This window comes from Echinicola marina (assembly GCF_020463795.1).
Classification (GTDB): Bacteria; Bacteroidota; Bacteroidia; order Cytophagales; family Cyclobacteriaceae; genus Echinicola; species Echinicola marina.
This window is the reverse complement of the sequence record NZ_CP080025.1, coordinates 3,822,714-3,843,963: the sequence shown is the minus strand read 5'-3', so window position 1 is coordinate 3,843,963 and position 21,250 is coordinate 3,822,714. Positions and strand designations below refer to the sequence as shown.

General features: G+C 39.5%; 11 protein-coding genes. 2 read left to right on the top strand and 9 right to left on the bottom strand.

Going from position 1 to position 21,250, the window contains the following annotated elements:
• Positions 1-11 precede the first annotated feature (11 nt).
• From KZP23_RS15430 to KZP23_RS15420, 3 genes are all read right to left on the bottom strand, one after another.
• Positions 12-3,332 (bottom strand): TonB-dependent receptor, encoded by a 3,321-nt coding sequence (locus KZP23_RS15430; protein WP_226332687.1) that lies wholly within the window; start codon positions 3,330-3,332, stop codon positions 12-14.
• Positions 3,333-3,470: 138 nt separating this feature from the next.
• On the bottom strand, positions 3,471-4,610 hold the full coding sequence (locus KZP23_RS15425; protein WP_226332686.1) for a FecR family protein: 1,140 nt from the start codon (positions 4,608-4,610) through the stop codon (positions 3,471-3,473).
• Between the two features lie 236 nt (positions 4,611-4,846).
• Positions 4,847-5,404, bottom strand: a complete 558-nt coding sequence (locus KZP23_RS15420) for an RNA polymerase sigma factor (RefSeq protein ID WP_226332685.1) — start codon at positions 5,402-5,404, stop codon at positions 4,847-4,849.
• Positions 5,405-5,700: 296 nt separating this feature from the next.
• Here KZP23_RS15420 and KZP23_RS15415 point away from each other — a divergent pair, with 296 nt between their 5' ends.
• Positions 5,701-6,081 carry a hypothetical protein gene (locus KZP23_RS15415; protein WP_226332684.1) on the top strand — a complete coding sequence of 127 codons (381 nt, stop codon included), beginning with the start codon at positions 5,701-5,703 and terminating at the stop codon, positions 6,079-6,081.
• A gap of 264 nt (positions 6,082-6,345) precedes the next feature.
• Here KZP23_RS15415 and KZP23_RS15410 read toward each other — a convergent pair whose 3' ends face one another.
• The 6 genes from KZP23_RS15410 to KZP23_RS15385 all read right to left on the bottom strand — a co-directional run bounded on the left by KZP23_RS15410 (position 6,346) and on the right by KZP23_RS15385 (position 18,607).
• Positions 6,346-8,208, bottom strand: coding sequence for a sulfatase family protein (locus KZP23_RS15410; protein ID WP_226332683.1), 1,863 nt, complete (start codon positions 8,206-8,208; stop codon positions 6,346-6,348).
• 221 nt (positions 8,209-8,429) lie between these two features.
• Positions 8,430-9,806 carry a sensor histidine kinase gene (locus KZP23_RS15405; protein ID WP_226332682.1) on the bottom strand — a complete coding sequence of 459 codons (1,377 nt, stop codon included), beginning with the start codon at positions 9,804-9,806 and terminating at the stop codon, positions 8,430-8,432.
• Positions 9,803-10,471 (bottom strand): response regulator transcription factor, encoded by a 669-nt coding sequence (locus KZP23_RS15400; RefSeq protein WP_226332681.1) that lies wholly within the window; start codon positions 10,469-10,471, stop codon positions 9,803-9,805. The genes KZP23_RS15405 and KZP23_RS15400 overlap by 4 nt, the downstream gene beginning before the upstream one ends.
• 58 nt (positions 10,472-10,529) lie before the next feature.
• The gene (locus tag KZP23_RS15395; RefSeq protein WP_226332680.1) at positions 10,530-12,494 is read right to left on the bottom strand and encodes an LTA synthase family protein; all 1,965 of its coding nucleotides are present in this window, start codon (positions 12,492-12,494) and stop codon (positions 10,530-10,532) included.
• Between the two features lie 610 nt (positions 12,495-13,104).
• Positions 13,105-14,268, bottom strand: coding sequence for an efflux RND transporter periplasmic adaptor subunit (locus KZP23_RS15390; protein WP_226332679.1), 1,164 nt, complete (start codon positions 14,266-14,268; stop codon positions 13,105-13,107).
• Between the two features lie 7 nt (positions 14,269-14,275).
• Complete coding sequence (locus tag KZP23_RS15385) at positions 14,276-18,607, bottom strand: CusA/CzcA family heavy metal efflux RND transporter (RefSeq protein ID WP_226332678.1); 4,332 nt, start codon at positions 18,605-18,607, stop codon at positions 14,276-14,278.
• 236 nt (positions 18,608-18,843) lie between these two features.
• On the opposite strand from KZP23_RS15385, the gene KZP23_RS15380 reads away from it, so the two are divergent.
• Positions 18,844-21,135: a glycosyl hydrolase family 95 catalytic domain-containing protein gene (locus KZP23_RS15380; protein WP_226332677.1), complete on the top strand. Its 2,292-nt coding sequence runs from the start codon at positions 18,844-18,846 to the stop codon at positions 21,133-21,135.
• Positions 21,136-21,250: the final 115 nt, after the last annotated feature.

Below are 21,250 nucleotides of genomic sequence, written 5' to 3'. Positions count from 1 at the left end.
CTCTTTTGGGTTTAAAATGCTGCTTTTATACCTAGTGTAAGCGTTCTGGGGATAGGTACCCCAGTAACGAAGGCATTCAAACCAGATCCGGTGGCAGTGGCATTTCCTACTTCTGGATTATGGTTTTTGGTAAAAGTATGGGCATTTTGCACACTGAAGTAAACACCCAAATTGTCAATTTGAGCTTTTGAGATCAACGCTGTAGGCAAATCATAGCTCAAGGTAATGTTCTGAATTCGCAGATAAGAGGCATTTTCCAGCCAAAAATCCGAAAACTGTTCATTTCCACCAGAACCATTTTTGTTCAAAAGCGGAAAGGTTCCATCAGGGTTTTTAGTAGGGTGATAACGGTCATAAAGTCTAACATCTTCATTTTGGGCAAAACTGGTCATCAACTGAAACAAGTCAGTGGACTGGCCCGGTCCAAAATATTCATCAGAACCATGCGAGCCTTGTAACTGAATGGATAAACTAAGGTTCTTATAACCTCCGGAAATCACCCCTCCGTAAAAAAATTCAGGGTACCTGCTTCCAATGATGGTTCTGTCGGCTTCATTCACCACACCATCAGGTTCGCCTGTCAAATTTCCCTCTGCATCATACCCATTGATATCCATCAGGGCGATGTCTCCTACTTTTTTGGTGGGGAAGCTCCCTCCAGCATATTTGTCCAATTCGCTTTCCTCACGGATAAGTCCATCTGACTTATAGCCAAAAAATGAATGGGCCGGTGCTCCTACCTTATGTTTATAACTGATCCTACTACTGCCCAAATTGATTTCTTCCCTACCTGCCAAATCAGTCACCTCATTTTTAATTTTGGACAGGTTAAAGCTGACATCATAAAACCAATCTGAATTGCCTCCTCTTGCTCCCAAAACCACTTCAAAACCTTTGTTTCTTACATTGCCCCCATTGATCACCGGAAAGCCGGACAATCCAGATGAGCGAGGAATGGGCTCTGCAAAAAGCATATCAAAGGTGTTTTCAATAAAGTAATCGAGAGAACCATAAAAACGTCCGTTGATTACACTGGCATCAACACCGAGGTTAGCCTTATTGGCTGACTCCCAAGTCACGTCCCTGTTGACCGCTGAGGTCATCGTATAACCCAAAGCAGGTTGATTATTCGATACGGCTCGTTCACTGGTAAGTGCGGCACTGGTCCCATATATTCCGATGGAGTTTACATTACCCAAGGAACCATAACTGGCCCGCAACTTCAATTCTTCCAATACAGCACTGTTTTCCAAAAAAGCCTCTTCAGAAATCTTCCAAGCAATAGAACCTGAAGGAAAAACTCCCCATCTATTATCCTCCGTAAGTCTGGAAGTACCATCTCTACGGATAGTACCGGTAAAAAGGTATTTGTCCTTGAAGGAATAATTCAGCCTTCCAAACATGGATACCAAAGCCCAGTCCCTGAAAAAGTTACTATTGATCTGGCTAGTAGGATCTCCTGCATCCAAATACCGGATGTCATTATTAATCGTACCAGTACGCTGAGCTGAAAGGGTTTCTGCAGAATTTTCTTCTCTGGAATAGCCCAACAAAAAGTTAAAAGCATGGTCCTTGACATCAAGTTTGTACTTTAACAAGTAGTCATTGCTCCAATAAACATTTTCATAGGATTCCTTATAAACGGTATTGACATTAGTACCTCCCCATCCATACTCTGGAGGCACACCTGGAACAAAATCAGATTGTTTTTTCCCCGAATAGTTAAGACTTCCCCTTACAGTAAACTCAAGGTTTTTCACCGGAGAAACGGTGATATAAAGGTTTCCCTGTAATCCCTTCCAAATGGCTTCCTGGCTGCTATTTTGTGCCTCCCATATTGGATTGGCAAAGAAGTGCTCCAATCCGGGATTGTGAATGATCCCCCAGTCTCCATCTTCCTCCTTATTTCTTGTAAGTGGCACCTTGGTTAGTGCTTTTCTATAGTAGGTTTGGTCTCCCAGCACCTTATTAGAGCTAATGTTCAGGGAATTACCGAATTTGAACCAATCTCGGATCTTGTGATCGGTATTGATTCTGAAAGTATATTTCTTTTGTCCAGTACCAATTACCATCCCATCCTGATCTACTAAATTGGCAGACACAAAATAATTGGAACGCTCAGAACCTCCTGCTACCGATACATCATATGATTGTATACCGCCCTGTTGTAGCATCAGGTCTTTCCAGTTGGTATCGACGCCTTCATAATAAGCCAAATCACTTTGCTCCCAATCCAAAGGGATATTGGAGTTCTCATAAGACTCTGTCCAAAGCTCCAAAAACTGGTCTGCATTCAACAGTTCATGCTTCAAGTTACTCTCATTGCTTATTCCCCAATAAGCATTAAAGGTAATTTGAGGTTCAACATTTACTCTTCCTCTTTTGGTGGTGACCAAAATAACGCCATTGGCCGCTCTGGCCCCATAGATGGCTGAAGCAGAGGCATCCTTTAGTACAGAAATTGACTCAATATTATTTTGGTTGATATTTTCTATACCATTAGTGATCACACCGTCCACTACATAAATGGGTGATGAACCGCTCCCGTTTCCGGTATTGATCGAACCGATTCCCCTGACCGTCACATTAAAGCCAGATCCAGGCAGACCTGATCCACTTGAAATGGATACACCGGCGGCCCTACCCTGAATGGCATTTAATGGCGAGGTACCCGCTATTTTATCAAAGTTTTCGGTATCCACAGTACTCACTGCTCCGGTCAAGTCACTTTTTTTGACACTACCATAACCGATGACCACCACTTCATCCAAAGCCTCAACATCAGGCAAAAGGGTAATATTAATTTCTTCCTGCCCGGCTACATTTACTTGTTTGCTGACAAATCCCAAGAAGCTGATTTCCAAGATAGCATCAGAAGGAACGGATAAACTATAATCACCATTTACATCTGTTACTGTACCTTTGGAAGTACCTTTTATCAGTACATTCGCACCCGGCAGTCCTTCCCCGTTTTCATCGGTCACGCGACCTTTCACCAGAATAGGGTCCCTAGCGGTCTGAAAACTTTCATTTGGAGGTGCTTCACCTTCTTTTTTAAAAACAATGGTCTTATCCCTCAAAACATAGCTATAGCCATAAGGAACTATTAATTTGTTAAAAATGGTGCTCAAGGTGGCATTCTGAACATTGATGCTCATATTGGGGAGCCCTTCAAACAAATCACTGGGGTACAAAACTTTGTACTTACTCTTTTTTTTGATTTCCTTGAGAATGCTCTCAAAGGATTCATTTTGGACATTGAGGTCCATGGTCAAGGTCTGTGAAAAAACATTGGCCGAAACCTCCATACTCGCGACTGCTAACAGCAACATCGTCAACAAGAAGGTTTGGAAATATTTTTTCCGGATTTTTTTGGGTATTATTGTATCCTTGTTAAACATAAATTTTAATTGTAAAAGGTTAAACATTTATTTAAACAAACTCAAGGAGTGTTGGGAGCACTCCTTTTTTTATTTCACGGTTACTACATTTTTATCTAATTTAAATTCTACAATTCCTGAAGCTTCCAACATTTTCAAAAACTCTGAAATGTCATCATATCTGGCGATTTCCCCTGTAAACTTTTTTGTCCTAATAGCCTGATTTTCATATTCCACTTTTATGTCATACCATCTCGATAGCCTACCGAGCAGTTCGTGCAGTTCCATATTATCAAAATGCATAATGCCGTCCTTCCAGGCGATAAAGTTTTCGACCTCCACCGTTCTTTTTTCGATCATGCCCGTAGCTTTGGTCAAGCTACTTTGTTCGTTGGGTTGAAGTATCAGTTGCTCGCCTGAAGCTGGCTGTATGGCCACACTACCTTCTATCAAGGTGGTTAAAATCCTATCCTCGTCCTTATAAGAAGTGACATTAAAGGATGTACCTAAAACGCGTAATTCCTGAGATTGGGAATGGAGAATAAAGGGGCGGTTTGCATCCTTTGCCACTTCAAAATAAGCCTCACCGGAAAATTCAACTTCCCTGATTTGGTCTGCAAATTTTGAAGGATACTTAATTACAGACTCTGAATTTAGCCATACCTTAGTTCCATCTGCCAATTCCAAATTGAAAGATTCTCCTCTTGGAATGACCAGAATGTTCATGGCCGACTTGCCCTTTGTATTACCTTTGCTTTCATATTCAATCTTATTTCCAAGTGCAGAAACTGCTGCTTCCTCATCATCGATGGAAAAGACACTGTCCTTGTCAAAGTTGATTTGTTCGCCTCCCGATGTAAAAAGCTGCACACTTCCTGTATTCTTGGACAGCTCTGTCAAAAGCTCTTCATCAGGCAGTTGGGAAGAACTGAAATTGTCAATACTTAACCATAAAATGGTCCCGGAAAAAATAAGTAGCAGGATTACGGCTGCATATCTCCAAATTTTGAAATCTCTCTCTTTCTTAAAAGTTATTCCGCTTTTTAAATTTGCTAATGCATCATCTTTAAGTAGCAGCCTGGGATCTCTTCCCGATTTATAATATTCCAAGGTTCTGGCATAATATTCCGCATGCTTGCTGTCTGATGCTATCCATTCCTGAAGTTCATTTTCTTCAGCATTAGACAGTTGCCCATGTATTTTTTTCCAAATGAGAAGGTAATCTATCATTTTATTGTCCTTTATCACTTAAATGACATGAGACTTAAAAAAAAGGGTGACAAAAAATATATTTTTTTTCGGCCAAATGACACACTAATCATTTATATAAGTTTATTTCTTCCCACTTTATAGCCTGAATTTATGACTAGCGCATATTATTAAGCCACTTGATAGTATGTAAAAGAGGTACTAAAAAGTAGTGATTGGAAGTAGTAACAAGGTAAAGGAATTGGGCTAAATAATTATCAGAAGAAAAATATAGAAAACAATTTAGGGTTCATTTCATTCCTCAACTTGGATTTACCCCGCTTCAATTGTGTTTTTACAGTATTTTCAGAAAGGTTAAGTGTTTCTGCTATTTCTGCTATTTTTTGGCCTTTGAAGTATTTCAATACAATGATTTCCCTTGCCTGTACTGGCAGATTATTTATGGCCATTAATAATTCTTCTTCAAGTACACTTTTATCGATTTCTTCTTCCCTTGATAGATGCACCAACATGGCCTCTATATATAGGATTTTGTGCTTATCATAGACATCAATACTTTTCAACTTGTTCAAACACCTGTTCTTTACTGCAGTATAAAAAAATCCGTCCAGTGTACCTTTCAATTGAAAACTATCCAGATTCTCCCAAAAATGTATAAAGAGATTCTGAACAAGATCTTCTGCCTCGCCGGAATCCAACAGAAAAGTAAATGCGTAATTTACCAGGTCTTCGTAATATCTATGATATAAATGATCAAAGCCCTCCTCTGTTTTCTTCTTTAAATTCGATATGGTAAGATTTTCGATTTGTCCCAAAATTCACTCAATAAGCAACCATTGATCAAAACAAACATTAACACCAAATATCATAAAAAACACTTTTAACAACACAAATAACTATATGTTTTTAATTTTAAAAAATAAATTATCCCATAAATGTAAAAAGTTTAAATAAAATTAACCAATAATATTCCTATGAAATCTCTTTTCATACACCTGAGGAAATACAATAAAAAAATAGAATATAATTAAGCTACAGAATAAAAACCATCACTATATCTAATTAAAAATCAGATATTTGTATATTCACTGTAAGCAAAATTTCCTCTATTATGAAAAAACTAATAATGTTCCTCCCTGCTTTATTTGCTTTACTCATTTGCACCCCACCTCTGCTTGCCCAAGAAAGTGAGGTAAGCAAAAATGAAATTTTAGGTGCAATGAACAGCTTCGAAGGTTTGGACCTGAGTTCAGACAAAAAAGATAAGCTGAAAGCAACCAACAAAAACGCGGTTGATGATTTATTTGAAATCGCAAAAGGTAATGATTCCCCAGAAGAAAAGACCAAAAAGTTCATGAGGGTCAAAGAAGATAACAGCAAAATTTTTAAGGATATCCTGGGTGAAGACAAGTTCAAGAAGTACCAAAAATCAGTCAAAAAGAAATTGAGGCCCTTCAAAAGAAAAGCCAAGCTCATTGGTTTCCTGATTTAGTATTTAGGAGCAGCTGAAACCATTATTCACCTTGGATCTTGTAGGTGAGAGACCGATCCCAGCAAAGTAGTTGATGTTTTATGCACTGCTATGATCATGGTAGCTTCCTGTACATTGACCTAAAACAATATAGATAGAAACACGGGTTAAACACGGGATATATACGGCATTGCTAGGGGTTAAATACGCGTTAAAGCTGAACGTTAAAAAACGTTACATTTATCAAATTTTGTGAAAACCAATCAAACTAACCGATTCGAATACTTACTTTCCAGACCACTTTTCCTCCAACCAACTTACCAAGCGTAAATCGTACCTGTTTTCTGTCTCATTCCCATACAATTCCTCCATCAAGGTGATGTCTTTCTTGATCATTTCTTGTGGAATGCCCAACATATCTATACTGTTCAGGGCTTGGACCCTTGCAAACAAATAAGGCGATTTGAGTCCTTGCTTTAAATATTTGAGGCCCTCATTATAAAAACCCAGCCCATAAAGACATTCGGAAAGTGTTACTGTCACCTCATCCGACTCATCTGGGAGCAATTGTATAATTTCTAAAGACTTAGGAGCGGCTTGTTCCCCCAAAATCAACATCCCCATGGCCCCCCAATAACGGATAACACTATCATCGCTGTTAAGGAAATCCATTAATTGATCGATGTTTTCGATGTTTCCTCGTGCGGCTATTTGCGCAACTTCCATCCAAACCTTCCATTGGTCCGGAACCGTCCTCATATAATCATAATGGCTGCCACCAATGGTATTTCTTCTGTTTCTCTCTGCTTCAGGAATCAAGCCTGTATCCCCAATGCGAAGACTCCAGTTGATAGCTTCTTCCCGCATCTCCTTTAATACCTCTGCATAGGCTGGATTCTCAGCAAGATTATTTATTTCCCAGGGGTCAATTTCCGTATTATACAATTCTTCAACAGGCTTTTTATTCCAGAATGCAGCCTGCATTTCATCACATTTACCATCTAAATATGCTTTTTCCCAAGAGCGCATGGAGGGGGCTTTCCAAAGGTAGTTTAAGTGCTGTCCATAAATCCTATGTGGCATATAATTCATGATATACCTGAATCCTTTGGAACGAACTGCCCTGCTCATATCATATCGCTCATCCATCCGTCCTCTGAACATAAAAGCATATGATGATTCCTCCGTTTTTTGGCTTCCTAAAAAGGCCTTTCCTTGCATCCATTTGGGAATTTGTTGATTGGTCAAGCTCATCATGGTGGGCGCCAGGTCCACAAAACTCACCAGACGGTCCACCTGATCCCCTATTTCTTTCGAGGGAAACAAATATTGATATTTCTTGGGTATTCTGATGATCATGGGTACCCTAGTACCACTTTCATAGACATAGCGCTTGCTTCTTCCCAAAACCCCACCATGGTCTCCAAAATAAACAACAATGGTATTTTCAGCTAGACCTGATCGCTCCAGCTCTTCCAATTTCTCACCAAGCCACTTATCCATATCCTCTATTTTGTCATAATATTGGGCCCAATCGTGCCTCATTTCAGGTGTATCCGGATGATATGGAGGCAAATTCACCTGGGAAGGATCATGCCTTAACTTTTCTTTGGGGATGGATTGGTGAATACTACTTTCATGACTGATATTACAATTAAACACTGCGAAAAAAGGTTGTCCCTCAGCCCTGTTTTTGTAATGGGCCTTTGTGGAGCTTTCATCCCAAATCCCTCTTGTTTGGCTTTTGGCTATATTATAATCCTCTTTGGAATTATTGGTGCAATAATACCCCGCTTCCCTTAAGAGTTCCGGGAGCATTTTAATCATATTTGACTTGGGGTAATTGCTCCTCATATGCTGATGCCCTCCTGAATTGGCATACACACCTGTAATGATGGTATTTCGGGCTGGGGCACACACCGGTGCATTGGCATAGGCATGTGTATATAAAAAACCTTCACTGGCCAATTTGTCCATATTTGGTGTAGTCGCAAATTCATCGCCATAGCATCCTGCAAAGGGGCTATTATCCTCACTACTTAACCATAAAATATTGGGTAACTCTTTTGCTGTAAGCATTGAAGCAAAGAGCATAAAAATCAAAAATACTGTCAAATACCTGGTCGGAAAAATCCCTCTAATATCCATATAAAGTCAATATTGTCTAATGATGAAGTGGTCGGAAGCCTGTCTAACTACCTGGTAGAACTGAAGATTGAAGCAAGTATTGTTTTAGTTTAAACAATCGTTCAGCATCTCTTTTAATCTTAACTGCCACAACTGCTGATATACATAAAATCAAATATGCTTCAATATTCTGAAAACTTACATCATAAGCAAACATTACTCATCTTTGAATACTTGCATCCTCACTCAAACACCAAATGTACCCAAGTCCCTTTTCCAAATTTACTATGAACGTCGATTTTAGCTTGAATGGCTTCCGCGGCCTTCTTTACGATGGATAAGCCTAAGCCATTACCATTTACTTCTTTATGCTCCAAGGGTTGTGATCTAAAAAAGGGATTGAAGATGACGGGCAGATCTTCCTCCCTGATACCTATTCCCTCATCTTTGATATAACAATGACACTGCCCAGCCACATACTGAAGTTTAATATCAATCTTGCCCCTATCATGGCTATATTTGATGGCATTATTGATCAGGTTATCCAGCATTAAATTGCCATAATAGTAAGGAACCAAAAAGTCTCCTGATTGATCTGAAGTCAGGGAAATACTGATTTTCTTTTGCCTTATTTGACTTTGGTACCTACCCAAAATCTCATCTACCAATACGGCAATTGCAACCTTTCCCTGTCCTTTAATGGCCTGATTCAAATCATTCCTGGCCAGGAACAATAGCTGTTCCACTATTTTTGACATCCGGTCTACTTCTTGAAGGCTATCATAAATCTTCTCTTCATAATCCTCAATATTCCGTTTCTTTCTGACCAGGACCTCCAAGGTTCCCCTCAGCGCGGCCAAAGGCGTTCTCAGTTCATGGGAGGCATCTGAAGTAAACTGTTTTTCCCGCTCAAGTGCCGCCCCTATCCTATCCAAAAGCCCGTTAATGGAGGTGGACAGTTCAAATAATTCATCTTTATTATTGGGCAATGGCACCCTTTCTGCCAAATTGTTTTTGGTTATGCTATTGGTAGTAGAGATAATGCTAGCTATAGGCGCAATGCTCTTTCCTGCAAGGTACCTGGATATAAGAAACAACACCCATATTGAAACAGGAAACAATATCAGTAAAGTTTTCATCAAATTTGACAATACCATGATAGAAGCCTCCAAGGGAACTGCTGCGACAATATACCCTTTCAATTGCCCTTCTTTTTGAATACCAATATGCACTTGCCTGATCGGCCTGTTATTTAGTCTGGTGTCATAATGGTGCCCCAAAGAGACCTGCTGCTGCATATCCAAATGATCTTCCTTTAAGTTGGGAGACTTATCCATCACCTGTCCATCCAAGCCCATTAGCTGCAAAAAAACCGGATTGATCTGCACTTCTTTATGCTCAATTTCCTCCCATTCTTTCTTATGGGTAAAGTAGATGGTGTCTCCCTCAACGGCTATTTCCAATAAGTGCTTGTTCGCTTCAAAGGTCAGGTCCTGATCAAGGCTTTCATAAACAGTTTTCTGAACAATAAAGTAAATAAAGCCGAAAGCCAATACACTCACCGCGGAGGTAGCTATCAGGTAATAAAAGGCAATCCTATTTTTGAAGTTGAGCTTCATATTTCCTTCGCTATATACCCTACGCCTCGAATGGTTTGGATATAATTCTCTCCTTCCTCCAAATTGAGTTTTTTTCGCAGTGCATTGATATACACATCTATCACTCCTGAGTTATAGTCAAAATTGATATCCCATACCTGCTCTATAATCTGTGTCCTACGGCAGACTTTCCCCTTATTCCTCAGTAAGTATTCCAAAAGCGCAAATTCCTTCTGGGTCAGGTAGACCACTTCCCCATTTTTAAATACTTGATGTGTTCCGATATCCATATGGATATTGCCCACAGAAAATTTTTCATGCTCTCCACTGACCGGTCTTAACTGGACTTTTACCCTTTCCAATAATTCTTCAAAGTGAAAGGGCTTTTTGATATAATCATTTGCGCCAGCTTGAAGTCCAAAAATCACATCAGTCACTTCATCCTTTGCAGTAAGAAAGATGATGGGGGTTTTGCTGTTATGTTTCCTAAATGACCTACAGACCTCTATACCACTTATAGACGGAATCATCCAGTCCAGCAGGATAATATTATAATCATTGGAAAGGGCCATGTCCAGGCCCTGAGCACCATCAGTTGCAGATTCTACCAGATATCCCTCCTCTTCAAAGCCTTGCTTTAAGAATCTCACAATACCTGGCTCATCTTCTATAATCAGTAAATTCATGGGCTATTTCCATTTTTATTTAACTGGAACTATTTCTTCTTGTTGAACAGCACCTTCACTATTGATTTACTTTAAGTCCATCATGTTTATAGAGGTAAGATGCCAATTGATAATACGCAATGGTTTCATCAAGATAATCAATATCCACGGGCAATTTTTCCAATTTAAATGTTTGATCATCCCACTGGTAAAAATTGCTTTTCCTCTGATCATCCAATACCAATAGCTTATCTCTTTTCAACAGACCAAGTTTTCTATAATTTCCAATAAAAGCTCTCTCTTCTTCTGGCTTAAGCTCCAATACATTTAGTCCAAACAGATTGCTATTATACTCCCAACCCATCATTCCGAATACAGTGGGAAAAACATCAATTTGTGAACACAGCTTATCTATCTTCATAGGTTCATATCCTGGAAGGTTATAAACCAAAGCAGGAATACGGTAATTCTCAATATTTAATTCCCACTTTCCTGCACTGCTCGCACAGTGATCAGCCATCACAATAAAAACTGTATTTTTGAACCAAGGTTTTTTGGAAGCTTTTTGGATAAAATCATGAATAGCAAAATCAGTATACTTCACAGCAGCAGACCTTGAACCTTGGGGCAAGTCTATTCTTCCCTCTGGAAAAGTATAAGGCCTGTGATTGGAAGTAGTCATCACAAAATTGAAGAAAGGTTTGTCCGATGATTTTCTCTGATCAGCATGCTCAATGACCTGCTTAAAAAGATCTTCATCACTGATCCCCCAAGCATTTTCAAAATTAACTTCTTCATCTGAAATCAATTCTCTGGAAGTCTTTATTTCATATTCTGGTATATAGCCCCTTCCCCTATCTATTATATTGAATCCATTACCGCTGAAAAAAGCATTCATATTGTCAAAATAACCATCCCCTCCATAATAAAAATAACTCTCATAGCCCTTTTCCTTGAAAACCTCATTAATGGTAAACAAACCTGCATTTTTTGGTCTTTTAACAATACTCCTCCCAGGTGTAGGAGGAATAGACAGGCTTATGGCTTCCATTCCACGCACTGTCCTTGTTCCGGTAGCAAAAAGGTTGTTGAAAAATATACTTCTCCCAGCCAAACTATCCAAATGAGGCGTCAGTCCCTCATTATTCCCAAAAGTCTTCATAAAGCTCGCGCTTAAACTCTCCACACATATGAGGATGATATTGGGTCGGATCTCTTTCTCAGTATCATTGATGACTTTTCTAAACACTCCATTATCTGCTAAAAACTCAACTTTTGATTGAGCCAATTTTTTCCTGACAATATCATTGGCCGATTCAAGGGTTTTAGAAGCATAAAAAGCATCATATTCCATTTCATTGTTTCTGAAAGCCGCAAAAAAAGAATATATCCCTGCCTTGCTGATCTCGTTATTGTAGCGGTTTGAGGACCATTCGGCATCCTGATTATCAACAAAAAAGGAAAAAAGAAAAAATGATACTAATACTATGACGGCCATTATCCCCCGATTAGCAATAGTTGTCTTTTCACTAAAAGTCGCTCTAAACAATTGTATTTTACTGAAACAAAATACTGTTAAACCTACCAAAACCAATATTCCACTTATTAATAAAGGTATAGGATAAGATTCATTTATATTATCAATCACCTCATAAGTATAAATAAGATAATCTACCGCAATGAAGTTAAATCTGGTCTGAAACTCTTCCCAAAAGGTCAATTCCGCAAAGAATGAAAAGTAAATTATTAATAGGTTCACTATTAGCCCTATATAGGTCAATATCTTATCCAACAAACTACCAATAAGCTTCTCGGGAAGCGAGATCAGGTAAAAGGCATAAACTATCAGGAAAAATGAAACAGTTCCAAAATCATAAAACATCCCTATTAAAATAGTTTTTATGACAGCGATAATGGATGAATCCACTTCATTCCCTGCCCATAAAAACAAAAGCACTCTTAATACAAATGAGAGTAGCAGAAATAGCCCTGTAAATCCTATGAAAACAGAAAACCTGCTAGAAATTAACCTTTTTTTATTCATCGTGTTTTTATCAACTGGTTTTACAAATATTGAAGCTTATAAATGCTACCTGTAACTCTGGAGAAACGAATTGGGATTAATTAGATATATTATTTCCTTAGTCGGAAGCCTCTAAAAGCTAAGCTCTTACTTCTCTCAGGTAAAGTTTGTTCCTTTCTCCAATAGCTCTCCCCAAAGTTTTCGGAAAAAAAGCTAAGTGTTCATATAAAACAACCCCGTACCTTAAGAGAAGATCAGAAACAATAAGAACTTTACAATGTTTGGTTACGTGCAACATTGCGAATGCACCAAGTAATTAATTATGTCTTTCTTAAACTTAGCCTAAAGACAAATCCAGTAAATTTGATAAAAACTCAGTAATATTTACTCGTTTTTCTTGTTTTTAATTCTATTTAAGTAATTAGTTCATTTATTCATCCTTAAAAGAAAGCTCACCATAAGTTAATAACCACCATTAACGTGTGCTCTCAACCACAGCAATAAAACACTGTAAAACTGACTGTTAGAACACAAAACCAACAATCAACAGCCTAATAAACGACCTATATAATTCGTTTCTAATTTTTTACAGTCCCTCCGCTGATATTTTTCAGTTGATTTACCTTAAATCCTATTCTTTAATCAAATTAAAGGCCCCCTTTGTCAAAAACACGGAGCCTTCCTTAAAATCCCCCGCATTTTTCACTGCTATATAGCCAGCTTCTTTTTGTCCAGGAATCACCAATTTCTCCATGAACTTAGTTTCCCCATTGGATTCGGCCATTTGAAGCAGCACAAAATACTTCTCCCCCTTTTGAACAATAGCTGTTTCCGGCAAGGCTTTTTCATCAATAGCATCTATTTGGACCTTGGCTTCTGCATACATACCTGGAACAAAATTCCGATAAGCTTCCTCATCATCAAGGTGTACATGCACCGCTATGCTCCGGTCCTCTTCGGATACCGCCTTACCCACTAAATGCACCTTACCGGTATATAGCTGACCAGGATTGTCCTGTAATGAGAATCCAACTGCCTGTCCTTCCTTGATCTTCCAAGCATCCTTTTCAAACACATTTAATTCTAAATGGAGATGATCATTATCAATGATGGTCAATGCCACATCAGACGAATTCAAGTATTTTCCTTTCTCTGTTGAAATGGAAGTGATATATCCTGAAATGGGAGCTTTTATATTGATCGTGGAAGTAATACTGCTTCCCTCTAACTGCTCTGCATTTAGCCCCATAAGTGCCATGCGCTTAGCCAATGCCTCATATCGGGATTTCATCAGCAAATAGTCTGCTTCTGCTTTAAGGTATTTCTTTTCGGAGCTCACCTTTGTTTTTACCAGCTCTATTTGGCGCTCAAAATCAGCCTTTAAATAAGCTATTTGACTTTTTGTTTCCAGGTACTCTTGCTGTAAAGCAATAAATTCAGGATTTTCGAGACTAAACAACACTTGACCTTTCTGTACTTTTTGGCCGGGCAAGAGTTTCAGTTCCTTCACAAAGCCACCAAAATAAGCACTGACAACTACCTTATTTTCTGGTGGAACATCCAACATTCCATTGGCCTTCACGGTTTGATAAAACGGTTTCTCAACGAATCCTGAAATCTCAAAATCATTGGCCTTCAGCTGTGCTTCTGTCAATAATAATTCATTGGATTGCAATCCTAATTCCGCTCCTTCTTCTTCTAGCCCTACTTTATCGGCATTGCCGCAAGCTGCCATTAAAAAAGCCCCCGTTAATAGGCAAATCCCAGCAACAATATATCTTGAAATTTTTCTCATAATCTATTTATAATAAGTAATTGGCTTCCAGCAATACCAAATTATACTGCCATAGGTTTTCCAAATAATTGATCTCAATATTTCTTGCATTTTCCAGCAACTGGATATACTGCAAAAAATTAATTTCTCCATTGCTATAGGCAAGTTGTGCATTTTTGATCAGCCCAAGTGATAAGCTCCTGCCTTCCTCTTGGTAATAATTGATGGCTTTTTTGAATTTAGAAATTTCCTGTTCCAAACCTTGGTACTTGGCTTCCAGTTGGATCTCATAATTTTCTTGTTGCTCGGTTGCTGCCAGCATTGCTGTTTTGGCCGCTTTAATTTCGGCTCTTTGGGCACCAAACCAAAGTGGTACAGCTATTCCCGCCTGAAAACCTTTATATACTTTTGATTCCTTATACTGATTACTTCCCTGAAAAAGGGAGAATTGTAAGTCAGGTAGAAGCTTTTGTTTTTCAAGCTTAAATTCATTTTCCTTGGATAAAACCAATTGCTGATGGAATTCCAAACCTGGATGGTTAGTATAAGTCTCAGGACTTTGCAACATGCTCAAACTGTCCATTGATACGGTAAAATATTCATCTCCTTGAATCCAGCTATTAAGCACAATCAAGGCCTGGCGAAAATTGTCTTTGCTCTGCTCCATCAAGACAGTGATTTCCCTGGACTTACTTTCTGCTGTCAACTTTTCCAACATATTGGACTCTCCATATTCAAAGCGACTTTGCGCGGCTTGTTCGAATTGGGCATAGAGACTATCCAAATAATTATAATTACGTATTAATTGCTTATAATAGACTGCCGTATAATAGGCTTTTGAAATCTCCTGCTTCACCCTGTACTCATCAAGTTGGTAGCTTTTTTCCTGTAGATAATACCGGCTTTTTCTCCATTTGGATTGTGCGCCATAAACTGTCGGAAACTTGAGGCTTTGATCCACTCCCCATACTTTAAGGGGATGGCCATTTTCTGCAATATTGTTTTCATCAAATTGATAATACAGCACTGGTTTGTCCAAATCCCAAGCGGCGCCTTTCAACTGTTCCTGTGCTTCCAGCTCATACCTGGCAGCTTTCAGTTCACTGTTATTGCTTATGGAAAGGTCAATGGCCTCATCCAGGCTAATGGCAGTTTCTTGAGCAAAGGAGGTAGGGAATATCCCCATCACCACTCCGACAATCAATAGCATTTTCACCATTTTTTTTGTAGAAAGCTTGAGTGGTCTATTGTTTTCTGTAAACAAAGTATAAAGAACAGGAACCACCAAGAGTGTCAACAATGTGGCTGAAACCAAGCCACCAACCACCACGGTAGCCAGTGGCCTTTGCACTTCTGCCCCGGCAGATTGGGAAATGGCCATGGGCAAGAATCCCAATGCCGCAGCAGAGGCGGTCAGTAGCACTGGCCTTAGTCTTTTTCGAGTTCCGATCATAACTGCCTTGTGGACATTTTTTATCCCATTTGCACGCAACTCTTTAAATTCTTCTATTAGCACGATTCCATTGAGCACTGCTATACCAAAAAGCGCAATAAAGCCTACTCCCGCAGAAATACTAAATGGCAAATCCCTGAGATATAACAGAAATATTCCGCCTACCGCTGCCAGCGGAATGGCACTGTATATGATCAGGGCTTCTTTCACCGAATTAAAGGCAAAATAAAGCATCAAAAATATGAGCAATAAGGCAATGGGCACCGCGATCATCAACCTTTCTTTGGCGGTACGGAGATTTTCAAACTGACCACCGTAAGTTACATTATAGCCACTTGGCAAATCAACCTGTTTGTCTATAATTTCCTGTACATCCTTTACCACTGATTCCAAATCCCGGTTTCTCACATTAACCCCTATTACAATCCTTCTCTTGGTATCGTCTCTGGAAATCTTCGCCGGACCGGTGGTATAAGCTATATTGGCAAATTCACTCAAAGGCAAACTCTTACCATTGGGAAGTTGAACAGAAGCCGTTTGGATATCCTCCAAACTTTGTCGTTTGGACTGATCGAACCTTAAGACCAAATCGAACTGTTTTTCTCCTTCAAATACCATCCCGGCAGGAAGTCCCGCAAAGCCCATACTTATCAAATCATTCAAATCCGATACATTTAATCCATATTTGGCAATTTTAGCCCTATCGTATTTTACAGTCATCTGGGGAAGCCCTGCCGTCTTCTCTACGATAATATCAGAAGCCCCTTCCACATCTTTTATGGCTTCTTCCACTTCCAGGGCTTTTTCATAAAGGATATCCAAATCCTCACCAAAAATCTTGATGGCCAAATCTGCCCTGACTCCAGTGATCAATTCATTGAAACGCATTTCTATGGGTTGGGTAAATTCAAAATCTATCCCTGGTAAAATGGCCAGTTTGGCCTTAAAGGCTTCTGCCAACTCGTCTTTACTTTCTGCATTGACCCATTCATCCTTTGGTCGTAATTTGATAATTACGTCGCTTTCTTCCATGCTCATTGGGTCTGTGGGTACTTCTGCTGCTCCAATACGGCTGACCACTTGATCTACTTCAGGAAATTCCAACAGTATCTTTTCCATTTTGGTAGTCGTTTCTATGGTCTTTTCCAGTGAAGTCCCTGTCTTAAGCACTGGTTGGATGACAAAATCCCCCTCATCCAAAGTAGGGACAAACTCTCCTCCCATCCGACTGAAAATAAAAACACTGGTGATCAGCAATACACCTGATGCAGCCAGTACCATCTTTTTGTTTCTTAAAGCAAACAATACAGTTGGTCGGTAAAAAGAGTACACCCAGTTGATGAACTTCTGGGAAAAGCCTGGTTTAGTAGATGCACTAGGCTTAATAAACATAGAGGCCATAACTGGGACGTATGTAAAACATAATAACATCGCTCCAATCAAGGCATAGCAAAACACCAGGGCCATAGGCCGGAACATCTTTCCTTCCACATTGACCAAGGAAAGGATGGGAATAAAAACGATGATGATGATTAACTGTCCAAACACCGCGGAATGCATCATCTTTGATGCTCCCTTATAGGTGATTTGGTCTATTTTAGCCTGCCGATCCTTTCCTTCCAATTGGCTCAGAGCTATATTTTGGGAGGTAATTTGATAAGCGATAAATTCAACAATGATGACCGCGCCATCAATGATGATCCCAAAATCTATGGCACCTAAACTCATGAGGTTGGCATCCACTCCGGTCAAATACATCAAAGACAGCGCAAAAAGCAAACAAAGTGGTATAACAGAAGCTACTACCAAACCGGATCGCAAATTTCCCAAAAGCAAAACCACCACAAACACTACGATAAGACAACCCAAAATCAAGTTTTCTGCAATCGTAAAAGTCGTTTTGTCTATTAGATCACTTCTTTCCAAAAATGGATTGATCACAATTCCTGGAGGAAGAGAAGATTTTATTTCTTCTACTCTTTGGTTCACCGCATTGATCACAGCCTGTGAATCAGCGCCCTTTAGCATCATCACTTGACCCAACACTTTTTCACCTTCTCCATTCCCGGTGATGGCGCCAAAACGATTGGCATGGCCAAACTGTACCTTTGCTATATCACTGATATAAATGGGCACACCATTCCTGTTTTCAATGACGATATTTTCAATATCTTCTAAACTTCCAACCAGTCCCTCACCACGCACAAAATAACTTTCTTCGGTTTTTTCTATATAGGACCCACCGGCAATGCTGTTGTTCTTTTCCAAAACCGAATAAACATCACGCAATGGTATTTTCATTGCCCTCAATTTCGATGGGTCCACAGCCACTTCATATTGCTTTAGGTAGCCCCCCCATGTGTTGACCTCCACCACTCCTGGAATCCCTGAGAGCTGTCTCCTTATCAACCAATCTTGAATAGTCCGTATATCTGTGATGGAATATTGATCTTCATATCCTGGTTCCACATCAATGATGTATTGATAAATTTCTCCCAAACCAGTAGAGATGGGCCCCATAAAAGGCACTCCAAAACCATTGGGGATCCTTTCTTCAGCACTTTTCAGTTTTTCAGCTATTAACTGTCTTGGCAGATAAGTCCCCGCCTTGTCCTCAAATACCACCGTCACTACGGAAAGCCCGAATTTAGAAATTGACCTGATCTCTTTCACATTGGGGAGATTGGCCATTTCCAATTCTACTGGATAGGTCAAAAACTTTTCCACATCTTCAGTGGCCAAGTTCTTAGAAGTAGTAATGATTTGTACTTGATTATTGGTGATATCGGGTACCGCTCCCAAAGGGATATGGGACAAGGAATAAACTCCAAAACCAATAATCCCCAAGGTCAACAGTAAAATTATCAGCTTATGATTTAAGCTATATTGAATAAGCTTCTGCAGCATCAAGAAAATATTTTTGTTACGTGTCAAAAATATTATCTCTAACTAAAGCCTATCTTAGAGAAATCTTAAGATTTCCTTAAAATCCAAAGGAATGTATAAATGAAGCCATATTTAGGAATATACATTAAGCTTTATTCCTCATATCATAAAGTTTTATTTCTTACACATCATTAAATTAGACCAAATGCACTATATTTAGAAAACATTTAAAAAGTTTCATTAACTAACGCATATATATGAAAAGTTTACCTTTACTTATTTTTTATTTATTGTTAATTTCTTGTTCCCTGCCGGAAAAAGAGACAATAAACATCCACAAAGACCTACAGCCATATAACCTTAATTTCAGTTATATCCCTACTACCTGGGATGAGGGACTTCCACTGGGCAATGGGGAAATTGGTGCATTGGTTTGGCAAAACCAGGACAAATTACGCATGTCATTGGACCATGTAGACCTTTGGGATTTGAGAAAAATGGAAAATCTGGATGGAGAAGAATATAAATTCTCTTGGGTAAAGGAACAATGGGAAAAAGATGAATATAAAAAGGTACAAGAACTATTCGATGTCCCTTATAACCGTGCACCGGCACCATCCAAGATCCGGGGAGCAGCCTTGGAATTTGCCACCGAAAAGCTGGGTAAAGTAACCAGTAGCCGCTTGGACATTGCAAGTGCCACAGTAAAGATAGAATGGAGTTCCGGAGCTACTTTAAGCACCTTTGTCCATGCTGACCGTCCCATAGGCTGGTTCAAACTGGAAGGAAAGGATGTCAAAGATTTAATCCCTAATATGATTGCTCCTACCTATAACTTGGAGTCGGAATCAAAAAAAGATCAACCTATTGCAAGAAATGACCTCAGAAGACTAGGCTATCCTCAAGGAACAATAATGCAATCACCTTCTGAAATTGTCTATATACAACCTGGATGGGATGGTTTTGAATATCAAATTACCGTTAGATGGGAAAATACTTCCAATGGAATAGAAGGCTGTTGGTCGATTACTACCAATTTAACCAACAATGAAAAAGATGCAAAAAAAATAACAACAGAGGCCATTGCAGAAGGTTTTGACGCATCCATTCCCAGCCATCTTGACTGGTGGGCAAAGTACTGGAACAAATCAAGCCTTCAGGTGCCTGATAGCATTCTTCAAAAACAATGGTACTTGGAACAATATAAATTTGGCGCAGCTGCTAGAGAAAACACACCTCCAATATCCCTACAAGCGGTATGGACTGCGGACAATGGCAAGCTACCACCTTGGAAAGGTGATTTTCACCACGACCTTAATACCCAGTTAAGCTATTGGCCGAGTTATACTTCCAACCATTTGGATCTGGCCAAAGGTTATTTAAACTGGTTATGGGAAAATTATCCCACCTTCAAAACCTATACAGAGACCTATTTTGAAACCAATGGCATAAACGTTCCTGGAGTAGGCACCTTGACCGGAGCCCCAATGGGTGGCTGGATCCAATATGCATTTGGCCCAACTGTATCGGCCTGGCTATCCCATCATTTCTACCTCCACTGGAGGTACAGCATGGATAGGGAATTTCTAAAAGAAGAAGCTTACCCATGGTTCAAAGAAGTGGCGATCTACTTAGATGAAATTTCGGAAAAAACCGAAGATGGAAAGAGAAAGCTCCCTATCAGTGCTTCGCCAGAAATGCACAATAATAGCCGCAGGGCATGGTTTGGTGAAACTACCAATTTTGACTTGGCCAATATCCGATTTGCCTATACCAAGGCCGCTGAATTGGCCAGAGAACTTGGCCTTGACAATGAAGCTAAAAAATGGGAAGCTATCTTGGCCGAATGGCCGGACTATGCTATCGATGAAACAGGGATGATGGTGGCACCTGGAGAAGCACTTAACTCTTCTCATCGTCATTTCTCTCACTTAATGGCCATTCACCCGCTAAGCATGATCAACTGGTCAGATGGTGACAAAGCCCAAACCATCATCAAGAATACTTTAGAAAACCTAAAGACTGTTGGATCTTCTGCCTGGGTAGGCTATTCCTTCAGCTGGCTCGGCAATTTACAGGCAAGGGCCTTAGATGGTGAAGGCGCTGCAGAAACATTGAAGATTTTCGCCAGCAGCTTCTGTTTGCCTAATAGCTTCCATGTCAACGGCGACCAATCCGGCAAAGGCTATTCTAATTTAAACTACCGTCCGTTTACCCTTGAGGGTAACTTTGCATTTGCCGCGGGACTACAGGAAATGTTGTTACAAAGCCATGAAGACTTTATCCGTCTTTTCCCGGCCATTCCAAAAGATTGGGAAAAAGCCTCTTTTAATGGATTCTTGGCACAAGGTAATTTTGAAATTAGTGCAGAAAAAATAAATCATGATGAAATACAGGCTGTCATCAACTCACCAAAAGGCGGAACCTTAAAAATCATCAACCCATTTGGAGAAGATTGCAAAGTAAATGGACAAGCCCTAACCAAAGGGAATGTATTCTCCAAAGCCATGAAAGTCAATGAAAGCCTGGAATTGACCTTTAAAAAATAAATTGATTTAAGCTTATAAAAGAGCTTTTCCCCAGTAATTTATAATTAGGGAAAAGCTCTTTTTTTTCTTTAAACAGGGATTTTTGAAACAAAATAGTCTTTAATTCATTCTATAG